Source organism: Yoonia sp. 67-2, assembly GCF_035117555.1.
Lineage (GTDB): Bacteria > Pseudomonadota > Alphaproteobacteria > Rhodobacterales > Rhodobacteraceae > Yoonia.
The window spans coordinates 346,315-372,735 of record NZ_JAYKPK010000002.1 but is presented as its reverse complement, the minus strand read 5'-3'; the positions used below and the strand labels follow the sequence as shown (position 1 = coordinate 372,735).

24 protein-coding genes and 1 tRNA gene are annotated in these 26,421 nt (G+C 61.2%); 14 read left to right on the top strand and 11 right to left on the bottom strand.

Annotation, left to right across the window (positions count from 1 at the left end; all coding sequences use genetic code 11):
* Positions 1-2: 2 nt before the first annotated feature.
* The 4 genes from VOY09_RS05065 to VOY09_RS05050 are packed head-to-tail and all read right to left on the bottom strand — an operon-like array spanning position 3 to position 4,150.
* Positions 3-638, bottom strand: coding sequence for an ATP-binding cassette domain-containing protein (locus tag VOY09_RS05065; RefSeq protein WP_322893301.1), 636 nt, complete (start codon positions 636-638; stop codon positions 3-5).
* Positions 631-2,325: an ABC transporter permease gene (locus VOY09_RS05060; RefSeq protein WP_322893377.1), complete on the bottom strand. Its 1,695-nt coding sequence runs from the start codon at positions 2,323-2,325 to the stop codon at positions 631-633. Before VOY09_RS05060 ends, VOY09_RS05065 begins: the two co-directional genes overlap by 8 nt.
* Positions 2,326-2,329: 4 nt before the next feature.
* Positions 2,330-3,529 carry an ABC transporter substrate-binding protein gene (locus VOY09_RS05055; protein ID WP_322893300.1) on the bottom strand — a complete coding sequence of 400 codons (1,200 nt, stop codon included), beginning with the start codon at positions 3,527-3,529 and terminating at the stop codon, positions 2,330-2,332.
* 12 nt (positions 3,530-3,541) lie between these two features.
* Positions 3,542-4,150: a CDP-alcohol phosphatidyltransferase family protein gene (locus VOY09_RS05050; RefSeq protein ID WP_322893299.1), complete on the bottom strand. Its 609-nt coding sequence runs from the start codon at positions 4,148-4,150 to the stop codon at positions 3,542-3,544.
* A 240-nt stretch (positions 4,151-4,390) separates the two neighbouring features.
* On the opposite strand from VOY09_RS05050, the gene VOY09_RS05045 reads away from it, so the two are divergent.
* The 8 genes from VOY09_RS05045 to VOY09_RS05010 all read left to right on the top strand — a co-directional run bounded on the left by VOY09_RS05045 (position 4,391) and on the right by VOY09_RS05010 (position 13,751).
* Positions 4,391-5,671, top strand: coding sequence for an acetylornithine deacetylase/succinyl-diaminopimelate desuccinylase family protein (locus VOY09_RS05045; RefSeq protein WP_322893298.1), 1,281 nt, complete (start codon positions 4,391-4,393; stop codon positions 5,669-5,671).
* Positions 5,672-5,751: 80 nt separating this feature from the next.
* A complete protein-coding gene (locus VOY09_RS05040) occupies positions 5,752-7,227 on the top strand; it encodes an ABC transporter substrate-binding protein (RefSeq protein ID WP_322893297.1) in 1,476 nt (491 codons plus the stop codon).
* Positions 7,228-7,234: 7 nt separating this feature from the next.
* Positions 7,235-8,179, top strand: coding sequence for an ABC transporter permease (locus tag VOY09_RS05035; RefSeq protein ID WP_322893296.1), 945 nt, complete (start codon positions 7,235-7,237; stop codon positions 8,177-8,179).
* On the top strand, positions 8,179-8,994 hold the full coding sequence (locus tag VOY09_RS05030; RefSeq protein WP_322893295.1) for an ABC transporter permease: 816 nt from the start codon (positions 8,179-8,181) through the stop codon (positions 8,992-8,994). The genes VOY09_RS05035 and VOY09_RS05030 overlap by 1 nt, the downstream gene beginning before the upstream one ends.
* Positions 8,991-10,586: a dipeptide ABC transporter ATP-binding protein gene (locus VOY09_RS05025; RefSeq protein ID WP_322893294.1), complete on the top strand. Its 1,596-nt coding sequence runs from the start codon at positions 8,991-8,993 to the stop codon at positions 10,584-10,586. The genes VOY09_RS05030 and VOY09_RS05025 overlap by 4 nt, the downstream gene beginning before the upstream one ends.
* Positions 10,567-12,009, top strand: a complete 1,443-nt coding sequence (locus VOY09_RS05020; protein ID WP_322893293.1) for an aldehyde dehydrogenase family protein — start codon at positions 10,567-10,569, stop codon at positions 12,007-12,009. The genes VOY09_RS05025 and VOY09_RS05020 overlap by 20 nt, the downstream gene beginning before the upstream one ends.
* Positions 12,010-12,013: 4 nt before the next feature.
* Complete coding sequence (locus VOY09_RS05015) at positions 12,014-12,751, top strand: SDR family oxidoreductase (RefSeq protein WP_322893292.1); 738 nt, start codon at positions 12,014-12,016, stop codon at positions 12,749-12,751.
* On the top strand, positions 12,735-13,751 hold the full coding sequence (locus VOY09_RS05010; protein WP_322893291.1) for a P1 family peptidase: 1,017 nt from the start codon (positions 12,735-12,737) through the stop codon (positions 13,749-13,751). Before VOY09_RS05015 ends, VOY09_RS05010 begins: the two co-directional genes overlap by 17 nt.
* A 104-nt stretch (positions 13,752-13,855) precedes the next feature.
* Here the strand turns inward: VOY09_RS05010 and VOY09_RS05005 are convergent, their stop codons facing one another.
* From VOY09_RS05005 to VOY09_RS04995, 3 genes are read right to left on the bottom strand one after another with little or no spacing between them, the layout of a single operon-like run.
* Positions 13,856-14,302: a GNAT family N-acetyltransferase gene (locus tag VOY09_RS05005; RefSeq protein WP_322893290.1), complete on the bottom strand. Its 447-nt coding sequence runs from the start codon at positions 14,300-14,302 to the stop codon at positions 13,856-13,858.
* 19 nt (positions 14,303-14,321) lie between these two features.
* Positions 14,322-15,425 carry a class I SAM-dependent RNA methyltransferase gene (locus VOY09_RS05000; protein ID WP_322893289.1) on the bottom strand — a complete coding sequence of 368 codons (1,104 nt, stop codon included), beginning with the start codon at positions 15,423-15,425 and terminating at the stop codon, positions 14,322-14,324.
* A gap of 32 nt (positions 15,426-15,457) precedes the next feature.
* On the bottom strand, positions 15,458-16,222 hold the full coding sequence (locus tag VOY09_RS04995; RefSeq protein ID WP_322893288.1) for a class I SAM-dependent methyltransferase: 765 nt from the start codon (positions 16,220-16,222) through the stop codon (positions 15,458-15,460).
* A gap of 61 nt (positions 16,223-16,283) precedes the next feature.
* Between VOY09_RS04995 and gloB the strand changes: the two genes are divergently transcribed.
* Positions 16,284-17,060, top strand: a complete 777-nt coding sequence (gene gloB, locus VOY09_RS04990; RefSeq protein ID WP_322893287.1) for a hydroxyacylglutathione hydrolase — start codon at positions 16,284-16,286, stop codon at positions 17,058-17,060.
* A 180-nt stretch (positions 17,061-17,240) separates the two neighbouring features.
* Positions 17,241-19,562 (top strand): ATP-dependent Clp protease ATP-binding subunit ClpA, encoded by a 2,322-nt coding sequence (gene clpA / locus VOY09_RS04985; RefSeq protein WP_322893286.1) that lies wholly within the window; start codon positions 17,241-17,243, stop codon positions 19,560-19,562.
* Positions 19,563-19,810: 248 nt separating this feature from the next.
* On the opposite strand, the gene VOY09_RS04980 is transcribed toward clpA, so the two are convergent.
* The 4 genes from VOY09_RS04980 to VOY09_RS04965 all read right to left on the bottom strand — a co-directional run bounded on the left by VOY09_RS04980 (position 19,811) and on the right by VOY09_RS04965 (position 23,391).
* Positions 19,811-19,886, bottom strand: a tRNA-Thr gene (locus VOY09_RS04980).
* A 44-nt stretch (positions 19,887-19,930) separates the two neighbouring features.
* The gene (locus VOY09_RS04975) at positions 19,931-21,373 is read right to left on the bottom strand and encodes a heme biosynthesis protein HemY (RefSeq protein ID WP_322893285.1); all 1,443 of its coding nucleotides are present in this window, start codon (positions 21,371-21,373) and stop codon (positions 19,931-19,933) included.
* Positions 21,374-21,384: 11 nt separating this feature from the next.
* A complete protein-coding gene (locus tag VOY09_RS04970; RefSeq protein ID WP_322893284.1) occupies positions 21,385-22,524 on the bottom strand; it encodes a hypothetical protein in 1,140 nt (379 codons plus the stop codon).
* Positions 22,525-22,674: 150 nt separating this feature from the next.
* Positions 22,675-23,391 (bottom strand): uroporphyrinogen-III synthase, encoded by a 717-nt coding sequence (locus VOY09_RS04965; protein ID WP_322893283.1) that lies wholly within the window; start codon positions 23,389-23,391, stop codon positions 22,675-22,677.
* Positions 23,392-23,460: 69 nt separating this feature from the next.
* Here VOY09_RS04965 and tsaD point away from each other — a divergent pair, with 69 nt between their 5' ends.
* The 4 genes from tsaD to VOY09_RS04945 are packed head-to-tail and all read left to right on the top strand — an operon-like array spanning position 23,461 to position 26,194.
* Complete coding sequence (tsaD, locus tag VOY09_RS04960; RefSeq protein WP_322893282.1) at positions 23,461-24,543, top strand: tRNA (adenosine(37)-N6)-threonylcarbamoyltransferase complex transferase subunit TsaD; 1,083 nt, start codon at positions 23,461-23,463, stop codon at positions 24,541-24,543.
* Positions 24,540-25,502, top strand: coding sequence for an NAD(P)H-dependent glycerol-3-phosphate dehydrogenase (locus VOY09_RS04955; protein ID WP_322893281.1), 963 nt, complete (start codon positions 24,540-24,542; stop codon positions 25,500-25,502). Before tsaD ends, VOY09_RS04955 begins: the two co-directional genes overlap by 4 nt.
* Positions 25,503-25,775, top strand: a complete 273-nt coding sequence (locus VOY09_RS04950) for a YciI family protein (protein WP_322893280.1) — start codon at positions 25,503-25,505, stop codon at positions 25,773-25,775. It begins immediately after the preceding gene.
* A complete protein-coding gene (locus VOY09_RS04945; protein ID WP_322893279.1) occupies positions 25,775-26,194 on the top strand; it encodes an EVE domain-containing protein in 420 nt (139 codons plus the stop codon). The genes VOY09_RS04950 and VOY09_RS04945 overlap by 1 nt, the downstream gene beginning before the upstream one ends.
* Positions 26,195-26,421 lie beyond the last annotated feature (227 nt).

The following is a 26,421-nucleotide window of genomic DNA, read 5'->3' as shown; positions in this document are numbered from 1 at the left end:
GGTCAATCACCCAGCGTGATGATATCGCCACCTGCAGCGGCAGCATCATCTGCGTCATGCGTGACCAGCAGCACCGGCAAGGCGCGGGCACGGGCGCGGTCGAAGACCATCTCGCGCACCTGCGCGCGCAGGGCAGCGTCAAGGCGGGAAAACGGCTCATCCAGCAGCAGCGCGCAAGGCTCTGACAACAGCATCCGCATCAGGGCAACCCGGGCTTTCTGACCGCCGGACAGGGTGGCGGGGTCGCGGTCGGCGAAATCGTCCAGACCGACCTCGGCCAAGGCCTCATTGATACGCGTGTGACGTGCCGCGCGCGACCCGCCGGGCGGCAGGCCAAAGGCCAGATTAGCCCCGACCGACAGATGCGGGAACAACAGATCATCCTGAAACAGGATGCCGACACGGCGCTGGTGCGGCGCTGCATGGGTGATGTTGTGGCCATCCAGCCAGACCGCGCCCGTCGCGCGAAAATCAAGGGCGAGCGTGCCAGTGATAAAGGCCAGCAAGGTCGATTTGCCGACCCCGGACGGCCCCATCACGGTCAGCACCGCGCCGGGGGCGATGTCATAATGCACCCGGATCAGCGGGACTTCATCCTTGAAAACCACCACATCACGCAGCGACAATCCCCTATCCATGCCGCAATCCTTTCCTGTTGCGCCAGACCAGCGCCGGGATCAGCAGGGCCAGCGCAAAGGGCACCAGTGCAGCACCCGTCTGCATCAGCCCGTAAACGCCAATCGCCCGCCTGTCTCCACCCGAAGCCAATGCGACAGCCTCGGTCGTCAGGGTCGCCACGCGCCCGCCACCGATCAACAAAGTCGGCAGATATTGCCCGACCGACACCGCCAGCCCCACCGCCAGCGCCGTCAGGATCGGGCGCAACAACATCGGCAGGCGCACCCGCCAAAGCACGCCGTCGGGGCCAGAGCCCAAAGCAGCGGCGATCACCCCGATCCTTTTATCCCAAGCACGGAACGGATCACTGAGCGACAAAAACACGTAAGGCAGCACAAACACCAGATGCGCCAGCATCACCGGGACCCGCCCGACATCGGCCCCGATATTCAGCATCAGCGTCTGCAATCCGGGCAGAAAGGCCGTCTGCGGGATCAGCAGGGGCAGATAAAGTAGCCAGATGGCCCGCTGGCTGACACGGATTTTGTGGCGATACTCCGCCTCCAGACAGCCGATGGTCAGGATCAGCGCGATCACGGCTGTGGTGACAGCGATCAGGGCGGTCTCGCCCAAAGCATGCAAAGTGCCGGGTCCAAAGCGAAGCCAATTGCTCGTCGTCATCGCGTCCGGCAGGGCGTCTGGAAAGGCCCAGAACCCCGCAAACGACCAGATCGCCAGCACGACCAGCCCCAGAAGCACCGCGAGCGCCGACACGGCCCCGGCAAATAGCGCGACTCCCGCGACCACGGGATCGGCCCTGCCCCGCGCGCCTGACGCGATCCAGCGCCGACCAAGGGCAGCGATGATGATCTCACCGATCCGCCACAAGGCCAGCGCACCGATCACCAGTGCGAGTTGCAACAAGGCCCCCGCTGCCGCCTCCAGCCGCATCGACAGATCCGGGTGGGACATCCATTTCACGATCTGCACGGATAAGGATGGCGGCGTATTCGGCCCCAGAATGACCGCAACATCGACGACTGACATCGCATAGGCCAACACGACATAGACCGGCGGCCTGATCTGGGCATAGACTCGCGGGAAAACAGTCTTGAGCCAGCCGGTCAGCCGCCCATACCCCAAAGCCTGCGCCACACGCACACTGCGTTGCGCATCGGCCTGCCCAAGGGCGGCCAGCGTGATCAGCAACAAAAACGGTACTTCCTTGACGATCAACCCGGCGGTCATCACCAGACCCCAGCTATCCTGCACGATCAGGAGATCAGGCGGGCGGTCCCAGCCGGTCAATCCGGGCGATACGATGCGCGCCAGCCACCCCGACGGTGCGATCAGGAAGGCCAGCCCGAATGCCGCCGCCGCATGTGGCACGGCAAGCAAGGGCGATAACGCCCTTTCCAGCATGCGAAACGGTCGCGTGCCGGACCAACCTGCGGTGACCAGCATAACGATAGCCAGCGAAATGACAGTCGCCAGAATGCCGGTAGAGAGCGACAGCATCGCCGCGCGCGGCAGCCCCGCCCAACCGAAAAGGTCCCGGAACGGCGCGAACGATGGCCCCACCAGCCCCGCCGCAGGCAGATGGCCAAAGGCGGGCATGATCGTGCCCCACAAACCAGCCGCCACCGGCCCCAGCAAAGCCAGCAAAGTCAGCGCAGGCAAAAGCGGCAACAGGCGGCGGCGCGGCACGATCTTACTGGGCAACGCCGTAACGGGTCATCCAATCGTCGCTGATCCGGGTCATCCAGCTGGGATGCGGTTCCGCCAGCACCGTGCCAAGCTCTGCAGGTGTCAGCGTCGCAATGCCAAGATCGAGCGCATCGAACAAGGCGCGGTCATCCGCCGCCAGCTTGTCCATCGCCAGCACCGTGCCGTAGCCCAACACATCAGGGTCCTGCGCGCGCGCCTGCGCCTCTGGCGACATCAGGAAATTGGCGACCAACATCGCCCCTGCCTTTGCACTGGCATTATAAGGGATCGCGACGAAAGACGCGTTGCCGATCGTGCCTTTGTCCAGCACGAAGGTGCGGACCGTATCGGGCAATTGGTTGTTGGCAATCGCCGCCGTCGCTTCGCCCGGGCTGAAAGAGATCGCCAGATCAACCTCGCCATCCGCGATCAGTTGCAATTGCGCCGGGCCCGTGGCGGGATAGGCGCGACCTTCACGCCACAGGTTTGGCGTCAAAGTGTCGAGATACGCCCAAAGCGGGGCGGTCACGTCGTCGTAGTTGTCATCCGTCGCAGGCTCTGCCAGCACCGATGCATCGGGCAGAATGTCGACCAAGACCTGTTTGAGGAAAGTCGCCCCCAGAAAATCCGGCGGCTGCGGATAGGTAAAGCGTCCGGGATTATCCTGCGTCCAATCCAGCAACACCTGCATCGAGCCCAGCGCATCGGGCATCCGCGCCGTGTCATGGATAAAGACAACCTGCGCCATCGCCCAAGGGCTTTCATAGCCGTCGACCGGCACGGTGAAATCGGTTTGCACCGACTTATTCTCATAATCAACCAAGGCCCAGTTCGGCAGATCCTCGGCATAGGGGCCGAACAGCAGATCCGCTTCTTTCATCGCCGCGAAATTCGCGCCGTTGATCCAGATCAGGTCAATCGCGCTACCGTCATCCTGCCCGGCCTGCTTTTCCGACAGCACGCGGGTGACGGCATCGGCGGTGTCGGTCAGTTTGACATGTTCGAGGGTCACACCGTAATCCTCGGCCACGCGGGACCCGACCCAGGCGATGAAATCATTGGTCGTGGTGGACCCGCCCCAGGCGTTCCAGTAAACGGTCTGGCCCTCGGCCTCTGCCGTGACCGCTTCCCAATTCGCGGGATCGATGTCGGCCAAGGCAGGCATTGGAGCCAACAAAGCGGCGAGAATGGCGAGGTGTTTCATCAACGAATTCCTTCAAAAGGTATAGATGCGCGAGGCGGCGTAGATCCGCAAGGCAGCGGTCACAAAACACAAGGTTCCGAAAATCCACGCCAATGGAGCGAAGTAAGTTTCAAACAGGCAGAGCAGGATGAAAAAGACAATCGTCTCGGTCCCTTCCAAGATGCCGTTGGAATAATAGAGCGACTTTTGCCCTTGGGCGGTCGTCTTATGCCCGTGTTTTTCGGCCAGAATGGCGTAGCCCAGAAAACTGGTGCCGTTGAAATAGAAGGACGCGAGCAGGAAAGCCCCCGCCGCGCCGTTGCTGGCGGGGTCGGTCAGCACGAAGGCCAGCGGGATCATCCCGTAGAACAGAAAATCAGCAGCGATATCCAGATAACCGCCGAAATCGGTTTTCCGGGTGGCCCGCGCGACGGCACCGTCCAACCCATCAGCCAGCCGACTTGCCAGCAGCGGGATCAGCGCCCAAAGCGGCGCGCCGAGCCAGATCACCACAGCCGCGATCAGCCCCAGCCCCAGCCCGGTCAGGGTCACCGCATTGGCCGTTACTCCGCGCAGGGCAAGGCTCTGCCCGATCCGGTCCAGCGGCGGGTCGATCAGCGGGCGAAGGTGGCGGTCAAGCATCATGCAATCCAGAGCGTTATGTCCTTGTCCTTGATCGCGCCGCGCCGCGCAATCGCTGTGACAGGAAAGTGAGCGTTTCGCCAACCGCAATACATGGACTGCCTTTGCGCGGTCGCCTTTTGCCAAATGGGTGTTGCAAGCGCTGATCAATCAGGCATCCAGCACAAACCGACTCCAGCGCCGCCATGGCACTGTTTCATTCCTCTTGCAGGATCACCCGGCTTGGACTTTAGTCTGCGCATGACTGATCAACATGCCTTGATGACTGCCATCACTGACCGCCGCGATGACCTGATCGCGCTGACGCAAGACCTGATCCGTATCCCGACGCTGAACCCGCCCGGCGCGCTTTATCGCGAAATCTGCGAATACCTCGACCGGCGGCTGCGCAAATCGGGGTTTCAGACCGAATTGATCCGCGCCCATGGCACGCCGGGCGACAGTGACAAATACCCCCGCTGGAACATTGTGGCGCGCCGTGAAGGCACACGGGCGGGCGATTGCGTGCATTTCAACAGCCACATCGACGTGGTCGAGGTCGGGCATGGCTGGACCCAAGACCCGTTCGGCGGCGCGCTGATTGATGGCAAGATCTATGGCCGGGGTGCCTGCGACATGAAAGGCGGGCTGGCGGCCTCCATCATCGCGGCAGAGGCGTTTATCGCGACCCATTCCGACTTCGCCGGTGCGATCGAGATTTCCGGCACGGCGGATGAAGAATCAGGCGGCTATGGCGGTGTCGCCTATCTGGCTGAACAGGGCTATTTCGACGCCGCCCGCGTGCAGCATGTGATCATCCCCGAACCTTTGCATAAAGACCGCGTCTGTCTGGGCCATCGCGGCGGGTGGTGGGCCGAGATTGAAACCCACGGTGAAATCGCGCATGGCGCGATGCCGTTTCTGGGGGATTGCGCTGTGCGGCACATGGGGGCGGTGCTGAATGCCTTTGAAACCACGCTCTACCCCGCCATGGCCGCGCGGCATACCGATATGCCGGTGGTCCCCGATGGCGCGCGTTCCTCGACGATGAATATCAATTCCATTCATGGCGGCCAGCCGGAAAAGGCCGCAGACGACACCAGCCTGCCCGCCCATTGCGTGCCCGATTCATGCCGCATCGTGATCGACCGCCGCTTTCTGGCCGAGGAAAGCATCGATCAGGTACGCGGCGAGGTGACAGCGCTGCTGGAAGACCTCAAAGCCCGCCGCGACCGTTTTGAGTATGACCTGCGCGAAATCAACATGGTTCTGCCCAGCATGACTGACCGCGAAGCGCCGGTCGTGCAGGTGATTGCCGCGCAAATCGAGAAAGTGCTGGGGCGGCCCGCGCAATTCGTGGCCTCGCCCGGGACTTATGACCAGAAACATATCGACCGGATCGGCAAGCTGAAGAATTGCATCGCTTACGGGCCGGGGCTGCTGGAACTGGCGCATAAACCCGATGAGTACATCGGCGTAGATGACATGATCGACAGCGCGCAGGTCATGGCCCGGGGGCTCGGTGCGATCTTGTTGCCGTAGGGCGGGGTTCAGCCCGCCACACCACGCTTGCATTACACCCAAGGCTGGGTGAACACTACGCATAACAACAGGGGGCTATCATGCATCATTTCAAACGCCTTGCCGCTTCGACTGCCATCGTGCTCTGCGCCGCCGGTGCGTTGGCACAAGACAGTATCACCGTCGCGATCCAGCTTGAGCCGCCGAACCTTGACCCCACCAGCGGTGCCGCGCAGGCAGTCGATTCCGTTCTTTACGCCAATGTGTTTGAAGGGCTGACCCGGTTTGACGCCGATGGCGCGGTGGTCCGTGGACTGGCGCAAAGCTGGGATATCTCTGACGATGGGCTCGTCTACACGTTCAACCTTGCCGCTGGTGTGACCTTTCACGACGGCACCACGATGGACGCCGAGGATGTGAAATTCAGCCTCGACCGCGCCCGGGCGGAGGACAGCACCAATGCGCAAAAGGTGCTGTTTGAAGATATCGCTGATGTCACCGCGGTTGACCCGCTGACCGTGCAGGTCACACTCGCCCAGCCCAACGGCATGTTCCTGTTCAACCTCGCTTGGGGTGATGCGGTGATCGTGGCACCCGAAAGCATTGAGACTATCGCCACCAACCCAATCGGCACCGGGCCTTTTGCCTTTACCAATTGGGCGCAGGGCGACCGCATCGACCTGACCCGCAACGAAACCTACTGGGGGGCAGCACCCGCGCTGGAAACGGCGACGTTCCGTTTTATCTCTGACCCGACCGCCGCTTTTGCGGCGATGATGGCCGAGGATGTGGATGTGTTCGTAGGCTACCCTGCCCCCGAAAACCTCCCGCAATTCGAGGCTGATCCAAGGTTTCAGGTACTGGATGGCAGCACTGAAGGCGAAACCATTCTGGCGATGAACAATCAGGTGGCGCCTTTCGACAACATCCTCGTCCGGCAGGCTGTGACCCATGCGATTGACCGCCAAGCGGTCATCGACGGGGCCATGTTCGGCTATGGCACGCCAATTGGCACTCATTTCGCGCCGCACAACCCCGATTACGTCGATCTTCTGGCCAATTCGCAATTCGATCCCGACCTGTCCCGGTCCCTGCTGGAAGAGGCTGGCATGGCGGACGGGTTTACAGTGACCCTGAAACTGCCGCCGCCCTCCTATGCCCGGCGCGGCGGTGAGATTATCGCCAGCCAGTTGCGCGCTGTCGGGATCGAGACCGAAATCACCAATCTGGAATGGGCACAATGGCTGGAAGAAGTGTTCACCAACAAGGACTTCGGCCTGACCATCATCAGCCATACCGAACCGATGGACATCAACATCTACGCCAATCCGGATTATTATTTCCAATATGACAACCCGGATTTCCGCGCCGTTCTGGATGAGCTGAACGCGACCACAGATCCCGACGGCCGCTCTGCCCTGCTGGCCCAAGCGCAGACGATCATTTCCGAGGATTACGTCAACGCCTATCTGTTCCAGCTGGCGGTGGCGACGGTGGCACGGGCCGAGATTACCGGGCTTTGGGTGAACCAGCCGACCGCTGCGGTCGATCTGACCGGCGTTTCCTGGGGGAATTGAGCAGGGCATGATCCGTTATGCCCTTGGCCGGTTCGCCTCGCTTGTCATCAGCCTGATCGTCGCATCGATTGTGATCTTCGCGGTGGTCGAGGTGATCCCGGGTGATCCCGCCGCCTTCATGCTGGGCGTCAATGCCCGGCCTGACACGATCGCGGCGCTGCGGGCCGAGATGGGGTTGGATCAGTCGCTGATCGCCCGCTACCTGGCTTGGGTCGGCGGCATGCTGCAGGGCGATTTCGGGATGTCATGGACTTATAAAACGCCGGTTGCCGATTTGATCGGCGACCGGGTCTGGGTGTCGCTGCCTTTGGCAATCTATGCGCTGATCCTGTCCACCATCGTCGCCTTCCCCGCCGGGATCTATGCGGCCAGCCGCCGGGGCAGCGCCGGTGACACGGCGATCATGGGGGCTACGCAACTGGGCGTCGCGATCCCGAATTTCTGGTTCGCGATGATCCTTGTGCTGATCTTCGCAATCAATCTGCGCTGGTTTTCCGCTGGTGGGTTTCCGGGCTGGGGCAACCCATTGGCCGCGATCAAGGCGCTGACCTTGCCTGCTGTCGCCCTTGCCCTGCCGCAAGCGGCGATCCTGGCGCGGGTGATGCGGTCGTCCTTGCTTGATATGCTGGGCGAGGATTTCATTCGCACCGCCCGGGCCAAGGGGCTGACCCGCCGCCAAGCACTGTGGCGGCACGCGCTGCGCAATGCGCTGATCCCGGTGCTGACGATCATCGGACTGCAGTTCTCCTTTCTGCTGGCAGGTGGCATCATCATCGAGCAGGTGTTTTTCCTGCCGGGTCTGGGGCGGCTGATCTTTCAATCGATCAGCGCGCGTGACTTGATCGTCGTGGAAAGCGTGGTGATGTTGCTGGTCTTCACCGTGATCATGGTGAATTTCATCGTCGATCTGACCTATGCCGCCGTTGATCCCCGTCTGCGGGTGCGCGCCTGATGTCGCGCAATCTGATCATCGGCGCGGGTCTGACGCTGTTTTTCACCGCCCTTGCCGCGCTGTCCTTCCTCTGGACGCCCTATGATATCGAAGTTTTGGATATCCCCAACCGCCTGCTACGCCCGGGCGGCGCGCATCTGCTCGGCACCGATCATTTCGGGCGCGACATCCTGTCGATGATCATGATGGGCGCGCGGACATCCATCGCCGTGGCCTTGGTCGCGGTCGGCATCGGCATGGGCCTGGGTGTGCCTTTGGGCCTTTGGGCAGCAGCACGGCATGGGTCACTGCTGGATGATCTGATCATGCGCGGCAATGATCTGGTATTCGCCTTCCCGTCGCTGGTGATCGCGATCCTGATCACGGCGGTTTTCGGCCCTTCTGCCGTCAATGCGATCATCGCCATCGGGATCTTCAACATCCCCGTCTTTGCACGCCTGACCCGCAGCGCGGCCCTGCCTTTGTGGGAGCGTGACTTCATCCGCGCGGCGCGTGTCTGTGGCAAATCATCCACGCGGATCTCGGCTGAACATATCCTGCCCAATATCACCAATCTGATGATCGTGCAGGGAACGATCCAGTTCAGCCTCGGAATCCTGGCTGAGGCTGCGCTGTCCTACATCGGTCTTGGCGCACAGCCACCCACCGCAAGTTGGGGGCGAATGCTGGCGGATGCGCAGACCTTGGTCAGCCTTGCGCCGCATGTGGCCCTGATCCCCGGCTTCGCGATTCTGCTCACCGTGTTGGGGCTGAACCTGCTGGGCGACGGCTTGCGCGACTGGCTTGATCCAAGGATCCGGGTGGTGCGGACATGAGCCTGCTATCGATCAAAGACCTGTCGGTGCAGATCGGCGGCACGCCCGTCTTGCAAGGCATTGATCTGGAGATCGCCGCAGGTCAGATCACCGCGATCACCGGGGAAAGTGGGTCGGGCAAATCGATGACCGCCTTGGCGGTGATGGGCCTGCTGCCACAAGGCGCTGTGGCGCAGGGCCAGATCGTGCTGGACGGCACCGATATTCTGCAAACGCCAGAGGCGGCCCTTTGCCGGATGCGCGGCAATGCGATGGGCATGGTGTTTCAGGAACCGATGACAACGCTGAACCCGGTGCAAACCATCGGCGCACAGGTGGCCGAAACGATCCTGATTCATGAGAAAGTAGCCAAGACAGAGGCCCGCGCCCGTGCAAGCGCCATGCTGGAACGTGTCGGGCTGCAGGTTGGCCCGCACCGCTATCCGCATGAACTGTCCGGCGGTCAGCGTCAGCGCGTGGTGATCGCCATGGCGATTGCGATGCGGCCCAAGCTGCTGATTGCGGATGAACCGACAACGGCGCTGGATGTCACTACGCAGGCGCGGATATTGGAGCTGCTGCAAGGGCTGGTGGATGAATTCGGCATGGGGCTGCTGCTGATCACCCATGATCTGGCGGTCGTTGCCGATGTCGCCGACCAGATCGCCGTGATGCAGCATGGCAGGATCGTGGAAACCGGTGCCACGGCGGACCTTTTGCGCAATATGCGCCATCCCTATACAAAGGCGCTGTTCGCGGCCTCGACCCATGCGGTCCAATTGCCCGAGGCGCAGGTGGATGAGCCGCTGTTGCAGGTGCAGAACGTGGTGCGGGATTATCCGGTCAAACGTGTTTCCCTGTTCGGCCCGCGCCCTCTGTTTCGCGCCCTAGATGATGTCAGCTTCACCGTCGGGCGTGGCGAACGCATTGGTCTGGTCGGCGAGAGCGGTTGTGGAAAATCGACCCTCACACGGGCGATATTGGGCCTTGAGCAGGTGCAAGGTGGCAGCATCTCGCTGGACGGCGCGCCTGTCTTGCAAGGCGGCAAGGCCGACCTCGCGCTGCGCCGCAAGATGCAGGTGGTGTTTCAGGACCCCTATGGCAGTTTCAACCCGCGCCACCGGGTGGACCGGTTGATCACCGAACCGTTCTTCCTGCTGGACAATCCGCCCAAGGGTGCCGCGCGGGATCAGGCCATCGCCAAGGCCTTGACCGATGTCGGCCTGCCGGCAGAGGCGGCGGGCAAATATATCCACGAATTTTCTGGCGGTCAGCGCCAGCGACTTGCGATTGCCCGCGCGCTGATCGTGGAACCTGATCTGATCATCTTTGATGAGGCGGTCTCGGCGCTGGACGTCTCTGTGCGCGCGCAGGTGCTGGATCTGATCGCAGACCTCTGTCGCAAGCGTCCGCTGGCCTATCTGTTCATCAGCCATGACCTGTCGGTTGTGCGGTCTATCACTGACAGGGTGATGGTCATGCAGGCGGGGAAAATCGTGGAACAAGGTGAAACCGAGGCTGTTTTTGCCAATCCGCAGCATCCTTATACAAAAAGCCTGATCGCCGCCGCCCCCAAATTGCCGGAGCTTGCCCATGCCGCTGACGCCCTTTGATATCCCGCCCGCGAGCAATCTGATCGGCGGGGACTGGATTCGCAGCGATGCCACGATAGAGGTGACAGACCCGTCCACCGGCCAGCCACTGACCCAGATCGCGCGCGGCACGGCGGCGGATATCGATGCGGCTGTAGCCGCGGCGCAGGTCGCCCGCGCGGGTGACTGGGGGCGGATGACGGCGACTGAACGTGGCCGCATCCTCGCCCGCATCGGGCAGGCTGTGCTGGATCATACCGAAACGCTTGCCCGGGTTGAGGCACAGGACGTTGGCAAACCCCTCACCCAAGCGCGCGCCGATGCCGTCGCCTTGGCGCGGTATATGGAATTTTACGGCGGTGCCGCCGACAAGATCATGGGGGAAACCATCCCCTATTTGGATGGCTACACGGTTTACACGCTGCGCGAACCGCATGGTGTCACCGGCCATATCATCCCATGGAATTACCCGATGCAGATCATCGGTCGCTCGGTCGGGGCGGCGCTCGCCATGGGCAATGCCTGCGTGCTGAAACCGGCGGAAGATGCCTGTCTGACCGCCCTCGCCTTTGCCGCGATTGCGCAGAAAGCGGGCTTGCCAGCGGGCGCGCTGAATGTCGTGACAGGCTTGGGGTCCGAGGCCGGCGCGGCGCTGGCCAGCCATCCGGGCGTGCAGCATATGTCCTTTACCGGATCGGTCCGGACGGGCGAGGCAATACAGGCCGCAACAGCGAAAAACGTGATCCCGGTGACCCTAGAGCTGGGCGGCAAGTCACCCCAGATCGTGTTCGACGATGCCGATCTGGACCGCGCACTGCCGTTTCTGGTGAATGCCGGGGTACAGAACGCCGGGCAAACCTGTTCGGCGTCGAGCCGTATTCTGGTGCAGCGCGGGGTTTATGATCAGGTGCGCGACCGGATGGTGGAAGCCTATAACGCGCTGCGCGTTGGTCCGGCGTTGGATGATCTGAACCTTGGCCCGCTGATCTCGGCCCGGCAAAAGGACATTGTGACCGGCTTCATCGCGCGAGGCGCTGACCTGACTGTGGCGGCACAAGGGCAGATCGTCACGGATGCTGCGGGCCATTACGTCGTGCCCACATTATTCGCAGAAGTCCCACCGGATCATGTGCTGGCGCAGGATGAAATCTTTGGCCCCGTGCAGGTTTTGATCCCGTTCGAGGACGATGCCGAGGCGCTGCGCATCGCCAATGGCACCGCCTATGGGCTGGTCGCCGCAATCTGGACGCGGGATGGCGCGCGGCAAATGCGGCTGGCGCGCGCCTTGCATGCGGGGCAGGTGTTTATCAACAATTACGGTGCTGGCGGCGGGGTCGAATTGCCCTTCGGCGGTGTCGGCAAATCGGGGCACGGTCGCGAAAAGGGGTTTGAGGCGCTTTATAGCTTCTCAACCCTGAAAACCGTGGCCGCATGGCATGGGTGATGGGATGAGACTGCAAGGCAAGACAGCATTGGTGACAGGGGCCGGGTCCGGCTTTGGCGCAGGGATCGCGCGCAAATTCGCAGCCGAAGGTGCGCGGGTGTTCTGCGCTGATATCAATGGAGAAGCCGCGCAACTGATCGCGGCAGAGATCGGCGGGGTTGGTGTCATTTGCGATGTCGGCGACGGGGCATCGGTCACGGATATGGCAGAAATGATCCTGTCCGCCGGGCCACTGGACATTCTCGTCAATAACGCAGGCATCACCCACCTGCCCTGCGGGCTGGAAGATGTCAGCGAAGATGATTTCGACCGCGTGTTCCGGGTGAATATGAAATCGGTCTATCTGACCGCCCGCGCCTTTGTGCCGCATTTCAAGGCGCGTCAGGCCGGGGTGGTGCTGAACGTCGCCTCGACCGCTGGGGTATCACCAAGGCCGCGGCTGAATTGGTACAACGCCTCGAAAGGCTGGATGATCACGGCAACCAAGACCATGGCGGTGGAACTGGCGCCGCATGGCATCAGGGTCAATGCAATCAATCCGGTGGCGGGGGAGACGCCTTTGCTCAAGTCCTTCATGGGCGAGGATACGCCGGAAGTGCGGGCGAAGTTTCTCGGCTCGATCCCCTTGGGCCGGTTTTCCACGCCAGAGGATATGGGCAATGCCGCCTGTTTTCTGTGTTCAGATGAGGCCAGCATGATCACCGGTGTCGCGATGGAGGTGGACGGTGGCCGCTGCATTTAAGCCGGGTCCCCGCAATCTGATCACCGATATCGCGGGGCTGCGCGTTGGCAATGCGCAGGACGACCACATCAAGACCGGAACCACGGTGTTGGTCGCCGACGCCCCCTTTACCGCCAGCGTCCATGTCATGGGCGGCGCACCTGGGACGAAAGAGACGGATCTGCTCGCGCCCGACAAGACCGTGCAGCAAGTCGATGCTTTGGCTTTGTCTGGCGGGTCGGCGTTCGGGCTGGATGCCTGTTCCGGCGTGATGGACGGGTTGCGCGCGCAGGGGCGCGGTTTTGCCGTAGGGCCGATGCGGATACCGATCGTGCCGGGGGCGATCATCTTTGATCTGATCAATGGTGGGGCCAAGGATTGGGACGATAATCCTTATCGCGCCTTGGGCCGTGCGGCGCTAGAGGCAGCGACCTCTGATTTCGTGCTCGGCACGGCAGGTGCAGGCACCGGTGCGCTTGCGGCGATGCAAAAGGGCGGGCTTGGGTCGGCCTCCTTGGTGCTGCCGGATGGCACCACCGTAGGCGCGCTGGTTGTGGTCAATGCTTTGGGCAGCGTCACGACACCGGGCGACCGGCATTTCTGGGCCGCCCCGTTCGAGATCGACGGCGAATTCGGCGGCGCAGGGCCTGACCCACGCGGCAGGCTGGTCAGCCCGGAGCCTAGCCGTAAGGAACAGGCGATGCAGATGCAGGCGACAGATGGGGCCAACACAACCATCGCGATTGTTGCGACAGATGCAGCGCTGACCAAGGTGCAATGCCACCGTCTGGCCGTCACTGCGCATGACGGCATGGCCCGCGCGATTGTGCCGTCACATACACCGCTGGATGGCGATCTGGTGTTTGGCGTTGCGACGGGGACAGGCCATGCGCCCACTCCGCAAATCCTGCGCGACATCAACGCCGCTGCCGCTGTCTGCCTGAGCCGCGCAATTGCGCGTGCGGTCTATGAGGCGACACCGGCGAACGGGGATATTCTGCCGACCTATCGCGCGCCGTGACAAGCGGGCCGCGATTGCCAATTGGCAACTCGGCATTATTTTGTTTTATATCAAAGCACTAAGTCGTTTCATGGTTTATTGAAACGCCGTAGAGGTGGCATGCTCTAGCGCTGGTACTTGATGAACGGTGTCACCTTGGCGATCCGGTCATATAGCTGCCGCGCCGTGGCGTTGAAATCCTGCGTCATCCAATAGACGCTTGGGGTGCCATTGGCATCGGCGGCGGCATATACTGCCTCTATCAAGGCGCGTCCGGTTCCGGTGCCACGGGCAACGGGTGCGACAAACAGGTCTTGCAGATAGCAGACATCCTCGATCCGCCAGTTATGTGGATGCAGGATCGCATGGACGAGGCCAGTCAGCTTTCCATCCTGCTCTGCGACAAAGGCGAATTGGGCTTTGTGTGCGGGGTCAGTCAACCGGGCGAAGGTGGTGTCGTAGATCTGATCCGACAGGTCCGTTTCGTAGAAGGCGAGATAGGCGCGCCAGAGTTCCGACCATTCGGCCTTGTCTGTGGCGCGCAGCGGGCGGATTGTGACTTGCATCGGCATGCTCCTATGGGACCAAATGTTACAACTTGCCGGTCTGGAACAGCCAGACTTTCAGCCCGCCATGTGGCACCGGCGCGCCTTTGGGTTTGAATGGCAACTTGGTTGCATTGGCAAGGGCTGCGTCACTTGTGACGATGCCGACGCGCCAGCCTGCGAACTGGGCTTTCAGGGTCTCGCCCAAAGACGCATAGAGCCCGAACAACAGTTTTGGATTGCCGATCCGGTCACCATAGGGCGGGTTGCAGATCACCAGACCGGGCGGGCCATCAGGCCGGGTCAGCGCATCGACGGGCAAGGTGTCGAACGTCGTCAGGTCCGTCACACCGGCGCGATCCGCATTATCGCGGCTCATGCGGATCGCGCCAGCATCACGGTCGCTGCCGTAAAAATGCAGGTCGGTGGGTTGGGCTTTATGATGACGCATCGCGTCCCAAGCCGCAGGATCGAAACTGGCGAGCCGTTCAAAGGCAAAGCTGCGGCTGCGACCGGGGTGAAGCCCTGCGGCAATCTCGGCGGCCTCGATCACAAAAGTACCCGATCCGCACATCGGGTCCAGCACGGGTTCCGTGCCCTGATAGCCGCAGTCGCGCAGAAACAGGGAGGCCAGCGTTTCGCGCATCGGCGCTTTGCCGACGCCTTGTTTATGGCCGCGTTTGTGCAGGCTTTCGCCAGATGTATCGATACTGATCGTCACGCGGTTGTCGTCGATGCGCAGTTTCAGGACCAGTTCCGCCTCGGCGCTGATCTGATAGCCATTGGCCTTGAGTGCAGTTTCGATCCGTTGGGTCGCTGCACCGGCGTGATATATCTTGGATTTGCGGTTCGTCGTCACTTCGACGCGCAGCGGGACATCGGGGCGCAAAATCTCGCTCCACGGGAATTTATGCGCGCGCTTGTCCAATTGTGCCAGATGGAACGCCATGAAGCTGCCGATCCGCACCAGCACGCGGGTCGCACCCCGCAAGACCAGATTGGCGCGCCAGACGTCAGGCCAGCCGCCCGTCAGGGTCACGCCGCCTTGGGTCATGCCCGCACCAGTAAAGCCGTTCGCCTGCGCCTCGGCCAGCAAGGCAGCCTCAAAACCCGGGGTCCCGGTCAGGAAAATTTCAAATGTCTGTGTCATCCAGATGGCTTAGGCATTTTGCGGGGCGCTGGCTAGGTGGCTTGACGCGCCGTATCGGGTTGCGGCACCGGTTTGGCGATGCCTTCGAGCGCTTTCAGCGGACGGCGCACTGCCTCTTTCAAGCCCGGACGGGTCGGTGCTGCGGATTGTTTGGTCACTTCCACCATTAACACACCGCCTGCGGCCACCACCGGGATCTTATGACCGATCCGTTCAAACATGCCCGCGGATTTGCGCCAGAAACGGTTGCGCAAAGGCGGCTGGAACAAGGTGGACAGCGTGCGTTCAGTGACAAAGCGATGTTTGCGCAATTGCGCGTCAAGCTGCGACAGCGAATAGGGCCGACCATAGCCAAAAGGCGTGCTGTCGGTCCGCGACCAGAGGCCAGCACGATTAGGCACCACAAACACCGCCCGCCCGCCGGGGCCAAGCACGCGCCAGATTTCATCCAATAGTGCGGTAGGATGTTCCGAGGTTTCCAGCCCATGCATCACCACCAGTTTGTCCAGATGCCCGGTTTCCAGAGGCCAAAGCGTGTCTTCGCACAGCACACTGACATTGCGCCCCTCTGGCGGCCATGGCATCACACCTTGCGGGCCGGGCATCAGGCCAATCACCCGGCGCGCGTCTTTCAGATAGGGGCGCAGCAAGGGCACGGCAAAACCGAAACCGGCGACGTTTTGCCCCTTTGCCTCTGGCCAAAGCAAAGTCAGTTCGTCGCGGATCACCTTTTGCGCGGCGCGACCCAGCGTGCTGCGGTAGTAGAAATTTCGCAGGTCCAGCACATCAAGGTGCATTGCGGTTCAGTCCTCCTTGGACGAGACTTTGCAAACCATATCAAGGAAAGGCAGCATTGCCATGACAAACACATCATCCCCTGTCGAACTGGTCACTGTGCCCTGTTTGCGCGACAATTATGCCTTTCTGGTGCATAACCATGCCACTGGCGACACCGCGTTGATCGACGCGCCCGAAGCGTCACCCATCGCGGCGGAACTGGCACGGCGGAACTGGCGGCTGAGTGATATCCTGATCACACACCATCATGATGACCATGTCGGCGGTCTGGCAACCCTGCGCGGCGCGGCGAGGGTGATCGGCGCCAAGGCGGATGAACACCGCCTGCCGCCCTTGGATCTGGCCGTGTCCGAAGGCGATCTGCTGCATATCTGCGGGCAAACGACGCATGTCATCGACGTATCGGGGCATACCATCGGCCATATCGCCTTTCACATGCCCGATGCGGGGCTGGCCTTTACCGGCGACAGCCTGATGGCTTTGGGTTGCGGTCGGTTGTTTGAAGGCACGCCCACGCAGATGTGGCAAAGCCTGCTGAAACTGCGCGCCCTGCCGGGTGACACATTGATCTGTTCCGGTCACGAATACACAGAATCGAACGCGCGTTTCGCCACCTCCCTTGACCCGGAGAATGCAGCGCTTAAGTTACGTGTCAGGGCAATTGACGCGGCACGTGCGGCGGGGAAACCGACAGTGCCATCCGGTCTTGATGAAGAACGGCAAACCAACCCCTTTCTGCGTGCCGATGATGCGGGCCTCAAGGCGCATATGGACATGCAGCAGGCGCCCGACGAACAGGTGTTTGCGCAGATCCGCGCAAGCAAAGACAACTTTTAATCACGAACTTGCAGCGCTTTGACAAGAAGCAGGCGATATTTCGATCTTCACATCATTTGTGAAGACCAAAACCAAAAAAGTCCTTGAAGGTTGGAAAAGAAAACCAAACTTTAAGAGATAGAGGCCACGGTGGGATCAGCTTGAAACGCTGGCCGACCCCCGATGTGAAGGAGCACAGACGTGCCATCATTTTCAACGACACTCGAGCAGTCCATTCACGGCGCCTTGGCGCTGGCCAATGAACGCAAGCATGAACTGGCCACATTGGAACATCTTTTGCTGGCCCTGATTGATGAACCCGATGCCGCGCGCGTCATGCGCGCCTGTTCGGTTGATCTGGACGATCTGCGCAAGGATCTGGAAGATTTCATCGACGATGACCTGTCCACCCTTGTGACCGATGTCGAAGGCTCCGAAGCGGTGCCAACGGCGGCCTTCCAGCGGGTGATCCAGCGCGCCGCGATCCATGTGCAATCTTCCGGCCGGTCCGAAGTGACCGGTGCCAATGTGCTGGTCGCGATCTTTGCCGAACGCGAAAGCAATGCCGCCTATTTCCTGCAAGAGCAGGATATGACCCGTTATGATGCGGTGAATTTCATCGCCCATGGCGTGGCGAAAGACCCCGCCTTTGGTGAAACGCGCCCCGTGACCGGTGCTGCGGCGGAAGAAACCGAACAGAAAACCGGCGCTGACCCGGAAAAAGAAAGCGCCTTGGCCAAATATTGCGTCGATCTGAACGCAAAATCGAAAAAGGGCGATGTCGATCCCCTGATCGGTCGCGCGCATGAGGTCGAACGCTGCATCCAAGTCCTGTGCCGCCGCCGCAAGAATAACCCGCTGCTGGTGGGTGATCCGGGCGTGGGTAAGACCGCCATTGCCGAAGGTCTGGCCTATAAGATCGTCAACAAAGAGGTGCCAGAGGTGCTGGCCGGTGCGACGATCTATTCGCTGGACATGGGCGCATTGCTGGCTGGCACCCGCTATCGTGGCGATTTCGAAGAACGGCTGAAAGCCGTGATGACCGAGATGGAAAACCACAAGGATGCCGTGTTGTTCATTGATGAAATCCACACGGTCATCGGCGCCGGTGCCACATCTGGCGGTGCGATGGACGCGTCGAACCTGCTGAAACCTGCACTGCAGGGCGGCAAGCTGCGCTGCATGGGGTCCACGACTTACAAGGAATTCCGTCAGCATTTCGAAAAGGACCGCGCGCTGTCGCGGCGGTTCCAGAAAATCGACGTAAATGAACCTTCCGTGCCGGATTCGATCAAGATACTGCAAGGGCTGAAGCCGTATTTTGAAGAACACCACAACATCAAATACACTGCAGAGGCGATCAAGACTGCAGTGGAACTGTCGGCGCGTTATATCAACGACCGCAAATTGCCTGACAAGGCGATTGACGTGATTGACGAGGCCGGTGCCGCCCAGCATCTGGTCGCCGAAAGCAAACGCCGCAAAACCATCGGCACCAAGGAAATTGAGGCTGTGGTCGCCAAAATCGCCCGCATCCCGCCGAAGAACGTGTCCAAGGACGATGCCGAAGTGCTGAAAGATCTGGAAAAAACGCTCAAACGCGTGGTTTTCGGGCAGGATCAGGCGATTACGGCGCTGGCCTCGGCGATCAAACTGGCGCGCGCTGGTCTGCGTGAACCGGAAAAGCCGATCGGCAATTACCTGTTTGCCGGGCCAACCGGTGTCGGCAAAACCGAAGTGGCAAAGCAACTGGCGGATTCGCTGGGTGTTGAACTGCTGCGGTTCGATATGTCCGAATATATGGAAAAGCATGCCGTTTCACGGCTGATCGGCGCGCCTCCGGGCTATGTCGGGTTTGATCAGGGCGGCATGCTGACCGATGGTGTCGATCAGAACCCGCACTGCGTGTTGTTGCTCGATGAAATGGAAAAGGCGCATCCGGATGTCTATAACATCCTGTTGCAGGTGATGGATCACGGCAAACTGACCGATCACAATGGCCGGACCACGGATTTCCGCAATGTGATCCTGATCATGACCTCCAACGCCGGTGCTTCGGAAATGTCGAAGAACGCGCTTGGCTTTGGCCGGGACTCGCGCACGGGTGAAGATACAGCGGCGATTGAGCGGATCTTCACGCCGGAATTCCGTAACCGTCTGGATGCGATCATCAGCTTTGGCGCCCTGCCGAAAGAGGTGATCATGCGGGTTGTCGAAAAATTCGTGCTTCAGCTTGAGGCGCAGTTGATCGACCGTAATGTTCATATCGAACTGACGGCAGCGGCGTCCGAATGGCTGGCCGACAAAGGCTATGATGCGAAAATGGGCGCGCGCCCGCTGGGCCGCGTGATCCAGGAACATATCAAAAAGCCGCTGGCCGAAGAATTGCTGTTCGGCAAGCTGGTCAAAGGCGGGCTGGTCAAGGTCGGCGTGAAGAACGGCGAACTGGACCTCACGTTCGAGGCCCCACAACAAGGTCGCATCACCGGCAGCAACAAACCACCGTTGCTGACAGCGGAATAAACGTCTTTTGCCCCCGCCACGCTATGCCGTGGCGGGGGCATGAAGCTTCAGACATCAATTTCATGTGCAAACGGTCTAAGATTTTATCGTGACACAATGGATTGGTGGCTTTTGACCGAGGGCGTCGCCCCGATTATGGGCAAGGCGACTGTGCCCACGCTTTATCCAGCAGTTGGACATCACAGCGCGAAATGGCATCAGCGCCATTCAGTCCGGGCTGTCATTTTTTACTTTTCCGAAAAGTGATCTGGTGCCGCTGAAGGGACTCGAACCCCCGACCCCATCATTACGAATGACGTGCTCTACCAGCTGAGCTACAGCGGCGTACCGGGGCGGGTGATAGCACCGTCATTCCGTCCCGGAAAGTGCTATTTTTCGTCGCTTGGCGTGACCGTTTCGGCATCAGCAATCATGGTGTCTTCAGCTGCGACAGGGGCTGGCCCGACAATCAGCGGCAGCATTTCAGCACCCGCAGGCATGGAGGTTTCGCCGGCAGGCGGTCTTTTCCAGGACAGCGTGTCGAAAGATGCGCAATTCTGGCAGGTGGGCCCCCAATTGGCGTGGATATGCTGGCAATTGTCACAAATCCATTGCGGGCCACGTGGCGCGCCCAAAGCACGGGTCAGCCAGCCGCGCACGGTGAAATCATCTGCCCCGGCACCCCGTTCAATCGCGGCCATCAAGGTCAGGCTGCGCGCGGTCGGATCGCTTTCAACCAGATCCGCAATGTCGCGGCGTGCGGCGGGAAAATCCTCTGCCGCGATATGTAATTCGGCCATCAGCATCTTGGTTTCAGGATCGTCAGGTGTGGCTTTGGTCAGGGTCTTGAAGCGTTTCAGACGCGCCTCTGGCGTCTCATCCGGCGCAATTTCAGCGAAGACCGCGGCCAGATCAGGATGCGGATGGGCGCTCCACGTCTTGGTCAGGACGCGCGTCGCATAGCGGGCATTGCCTTGCGCGATATAGCCACGCGCGGCCATGACGGCGGCGGGGATCAGATCGGGCGATAGCTTGTTAGCCTCGATCGCCGCTTCGCGTGCCTCGATCGTGGTGCCTTCGTCAAGGATATCGCGCGCTTCGGACAAGGCCAGGACCGCATCACGCCGCTTATAGACATCGCGCGGCAGGCTGCCGGATTTCAGCTTGGCGCCCAAAGTTTCGCGGGCGCCTTTCCAATCGGCCTTTTCGGCCTGCAATTGCAACAGCACATCCTGCGTTTCGACGTGCTTGGGTTTCAACGCAAAGGCTTTTTGCGCCAGCTTCAGCGCGGTATCCGTGTCACCATCCGCCAGTTTCTGCTTCATGATGCCGCGTACCCCGACAAAGCGGGTGCGATCATCAGCCAGCAGCTTCTTATAGGTCGCTTCCGCCTTGCGGCGGTCGCCGGTCATTTCAGCGGCCTGTGCGGTCAGCAGATTGGTCAATTGCGGCTGGCGCAGATAATTCTCTGCCCGCGCCGCCTTGGTCAGGGCCAGATGCCCTTCGCCCGATGCCAGCGCCATCATGCCTTCGGACAAAGCTTCATAGCCTTTGCGTTCGCGGTTGCGGTCGAAATAGCGCGATATCGCCGTCTCATCCCCGTTCAGGAAATGATAGGTGGCGACCACCAACGCCAGTAATTTCAGGCCAAGCCAGACCGCGACGATCAGGGCGGCGAACATGAACACCATTTCCAGCGTCGTCAGGGTGAATTCGATGCCCGCAACGGTGATCGTTGCGCCGCCGTCCACATCGTAAAGCAGCGTTGCGCCATAGGTCAGGCCGGTGACGACCAGAATGAAAGCAGTGATTTTTATCAAGGACCAGAGCATTTCTATCGCTTTCAATTATCACGCAAAGATGCGGCAAGGGTGTCAATCGCGGCGATGGCATCGGCCCGCCGTTCGGCCAAGGCCAGCCAATCGGACATTTCCGCACGGGCGACATCAGGCAAGGCATTGATTTCAGTCAGGGTTTCAGCCAGTTGCCCGTTGCGCAGAGCCGTCTGCGCGCGCGACAGAATTGCATCAGCCGTGTCTCCGTCGCGCGCGTTGACGGAACGGACATCGAACTGATTGCGCAAAAACGCCCCAATGCCAGAGGTCTCCTCGCCCGCCACACCTTCGGCACGTGCGGTCGTCAGGGCGGCACGGGCATAGTCGGGGAAGCTTTCCTGCAATGCGGACAAGGTCGGCACGCCGTCCTGTGCAGCCAGCAAAGCGTCGGGCGCGGGGTTAGCCAGCACATCTTCTAGGTCGTTCAGCGCGGCCCCCAAAGGCGCGCCGGTTTCGACGCTGGTCTGTAACCGGGCCAAGGCCGAGCGGGCGGCGGCATTGCGCGCTGCGGCGGCGGCGTTTTCTTCGATTGCGGCGGCTTCTGCACGGGCGGCATCAAGTTCCGTCTGGGCGATATCGGTCATTTCGGTCAGCTGTGCCCGCAAGGCGTCGATCTCTGCTTCAAAGACAGCGGTATCGGGCATCTGCCCATCGGCACCGCCGCGCGGCGCGGCTTCGATTGCGGCGATCCGATCTTCCAGATCAATGCGCAGCGCTGTCACATCGTCCTGCAAGCTGGTGAGTTGCGCAGCGAGTTCATCTTGCGCGGCCGTCACAGGCGCAAGATCCACGGTTTCAATGGCAGCAATGTCCTGCTGCAGCGTCTCTATTCTGGCGTCCTGGGCGGCTAGCAGAGCGTCAAGATCGCCTTGTCCCGCCGGGTTTGTCAGGGTCGCCACGGCGAATCCGATAGCCCCGGCCACGACGCCGCCCAAAAGCAAAGGCACGAAGCTGTTGCGCGACTGCGGCGCAGGTTTGGGCTGTTCAGCGGGTTGGGAGGTTTCGGGTTTTGGCACGGATTCGACAGCCTCAACCCGGGGCGTAGGTTGGATTGGTTCGACCGCTGCGGCTGGCTTCGCATGAAACTCTGGCGGCACCACATCGGCAACAGGCGTCAAAACACCAGACGATTCGTCAGTTGACGGCATTTCTGAGCCTTTCTTTGTGGTCTTGGCAGCGGCGCGGGGCCTTTTGGGAGGTTGTTTCGCCAATGTTCGCCCCTTTTCCTTAATCACCTGTCACGCAAGGATGTAAGGCAAGTTACCCTGCCTTCCACCCGTCCTCAAGCACAGGCCGGCTCATGCCATCCGTTCAGCCGCCGCGCCCAGCCGCTTGAGGGTCGCGACAATCATCGCCTCCGCATCCGGTGTCGCAGCGACAGAGACGCTTTTGACACGCATGGCGGCCGCCGCAGTTTGTACCGCCGTGCTGATCACGATCAATTGCACGGCAGCCGTAAACGGACCTTGTTCCGCCAGAATGGTCGCTGTCCGCGGGGAAAACAAGGGCAGGATCACCGGTGCTGCACCATGCAGCGCATCCAGCGCATCATCGCTCAGCGATTGGGCAAGCTGGTCGTAGGCGACAACGTCGATGCAGGCGATGCCCGCACTGATCAGTTTTTCTGCCACGCCGCCACGCGTGTGATTTCCCCGCAGATGGGCCATCGGTCCCTGCGGGCGGCGGGACATGATTTTTTCCACCAGACGTATGGCATCGCCCGGACCTGCGATCGCGTCAAAGCCAGCGTCAGCTGCCAATTGCGCTGTCTTGTCGCCAACACACCAGGCCGGCAGACCACGGGCAAGATTGGTGTACTGGGCCGCCGCGACGCCATGGGCAGAGGTGAAAATAACGCCTGTCACCTGTGACAGATCAGCGATGACCGGCACCGGGGCTATGCGCAACAAAGGCGAGAGGATGACCTGCACGGGACCGGCCCAACGGGCGGCAATCTGGGTCGCGAAAGCCTCGGCCTGTGGGGCGGGACGTGTCAGGATCAGGACAGGCGTCATTGGCATCCCATTGTTTGCAGGCTGGTGCAGTGTTACCTGCGTTTGACGAACACGCAACAGGATCAATGCATGGCGCGCGCGCTGACCATTCTTGGCATCGAAAGCAGCTGCGATGATACCGCCGCCGCACTGGTGCGCGGGCATGATGTGCTGTCGTCCATTGTTTATGGCCAGACCGCATTGCACGCCGATTTCGGCGGTGTCGTGCCAGAGGTCGCGGCCCGCGCCCATGCCGAAAAGCTGGATCATTGCGTGGAAGAGGCTTTGGCGACGGCGGGGCTCGACCTTGTGCAGGTTGACGCCATCGCCGTGACTGCCGGGCCGGGGCTGATCGGCGGTGTGTTGTCGGGCGTGATGTGCGCTAAAGGGTTGGCGGCGGCCACCGGGCTGCCCCTCATCGGGGTCAACCATCTGGCCGGTCATGCGCTGACCCCGCGGCTGACCGATCAGGTGGCCTATCCCTATCTCATGCTGTTGGTGTCCGGCGGGCATTGCCAGTTTCTGATTGTGTCAGAGCCGGATGACTATCAGCGTTTGGGCGGCACGATTGATGATGCCCCCGGCGAAGCCTTTGACAAGACAGCCCGCATTCTGGGTCTGGCACAACCGGGCGGGCCTGCGGTTGAAACCGCAGGGACGGCGGGCGATCCGAAAGCCTTCGATCTGCCGCGTCCTTTGCTGAACCAGCCGGGTTGCGATATGTCCTTTTCCGGGCTGAAAACCGCGATGCTGCGCGCGCGGGATGCGGTCGTCGCGACCAAGGGCGGGCTGACCAAGCAGGATCAGGCGGATTTGAGCGCATCGTTCCAAGCCGCTGTCGCCGATGTGCTGGTCGAAAAGACCCGGCGTGCGCTGGCGATTTATCTGGCGATGAATCCCGCAAAACCCAGCTTTGCCATCGCAGGCGGCGTTGCGGCCAACCAGCTGATCCGGGGGCGTTTGATGCAGCTTTGTGCCGCGTTAGAGATTGATTTCATCGCGCCACCCTTGGCCCTTTGCACCGATAATGCGGCGATGATCGCCTATGCCGGGTCGGAATTGCTGGCACATGGCCAGCACGATGATCTGACCCTGTCGGCCCGGCCCCGCTGGCCGTTGGATAGATCCGCAGCGCCCATGTTGGGGTCGGGCAAAAAAGGGGCCAAGGCATGAAGATCGGCATCATTGGCGGCGGCGCTTTCGGTACAGCCTTGGGCGTTGCCTTGGCGATGGATGGCAGGCAGGTGCAGCTTTGGGCGCGCGATCCCGCAGCCGTGGCACAGATGCAGGAACAGCGGACAAACCCGCGCCTGCCGGGGGTGAGCTTGCCCGGAAAAATTGCAGTATCCGCCAGTTTAGACCCTGTTTTCGCCTGCGACACCGTGCTGCTGACGATCCCGGCCCAAGCGCTTGCTCCGTTTTTGACCGAACATGGCGCGCGGTTGGGGGGCAAGGCGCTGGTCGCCTGTTGCAAAGGGATCGACCTGCATCAGATGACGGGGCCTGCCAGCACGATCAGCAGGATGGTACCCAATGCCCAAGCAGCGATCCTGACCGGGCCGAGCTTTGCCGGCGATATCGCGCGCGGTTTGCCGACAGCGCTGACGCTGGCCTGCGCGGATGATCTTTATGGCGCAATGCTGCAACAAATCCTGTCGACGCCGGTACTGCGGCTTTACCGCACGACCGATGTCATCGGGGCGGAACTGGGTGGCGCGCTGAAAAACGTCATGGCGATTGCGGCAGGTGTGACGATTGGTGCGGGCCTTGGCGACAGCGCGCGCGCCGCCCTGATCGCGCGCGGATTTACCGAGATGCAGCGGCTGGTGACCCTGCTTGGCGGGCGGGCGGATACATTGGCGGGCCTCTCCGGCTTGGGCGATCTGGTCCTGACCTGCACATCCGACCTGTCGCGCAATTACCGCTATGGCTTTGCTCTGGGGGCTGGCCAGCCATTTGACACCAGCACCACAGTTGAAGGTGCCGCAACCGCCCGCGCGCTGCGGCAATTGGCGCGGGATCTGGACATCGACCTGCCGATATGTACCGTTGTGGCGGATCTGGCGACGGGCCAGAATGATGTGAAAACCGCGCTGCATGCCCTGCTGTCGCGCCCATTGAAAGAAGAATAGATGCGTTTTGCCCTGATCGCCAAAGACAAACCCGATGCCCTGCAGGTCCGTATGGACAACCGCGAGGCACATCTGGCCTATGTTGCCGATACCGGCGTTGTGGAAATCGCAGGACCGCTGATCAATGAAGACGGGCAGATGTGCGGGTCGCTGATCGTGCTAGAGGTTGCCGATCTGGCCGCAGCGGAGGATTGGGCGGCCAATGATCCTTATGCCAAGGCCGGGCTGTTTGGTGACGTCACGCTCAGCGCGTGGAAAAAGGTGATCGGCTGATGGCCTATTGGCTGTTCAAATCCGAACCCGATGTCTGGGGCTGGGATGATCAGGTCGTCAAAGGCGAGGCGGGTGAAGAATGGCATGGCGTGCGCAATTATCAGGCCCGCAACAACATGCGGGCGATGAAAAAAGGTGATCTGGGGTTCTTTTACCATTCCCGTAGCGGGCTGGAGATTGTGGGCATCGTCGAGGTTTGCGCCGAGAGCCACCCCGACAGCACAACAGATGACCCGCGCTGGGATTGCGTCGATGTGAAGGCCGTGCGCCCTTTCGTGAAACCCGTTACCTTGGCGCAGATCAAGGCTGATCCCCGCCTGCAAGAGATGGCGCTGGTCAAAAGCGCGCGGCTTTCGGTCCAGCCAGTGACGGCAGAGGAATGGCAGTTCGTCTGCGTCTTGGGCGAAACAGAAAGCTGATCGGCCTGCCATTTGGCATGACCTGCATCATCTTCCGAGCTTGAGTATCCCCGCCGGAGGCTCCGACTCTGCCACGGGCACTGTTCTTACGATGACAACCTGCAAAAGAGGGCCCGGCAAGCGCCGAACCCTCTTTCACCCCGCGTGTCCCCAAGCCACCACACGCAATCGAAATATCAGGTCCGGGCCATACTGGCCTTGCCCTGAAAGTATCACGTCGGACCGCC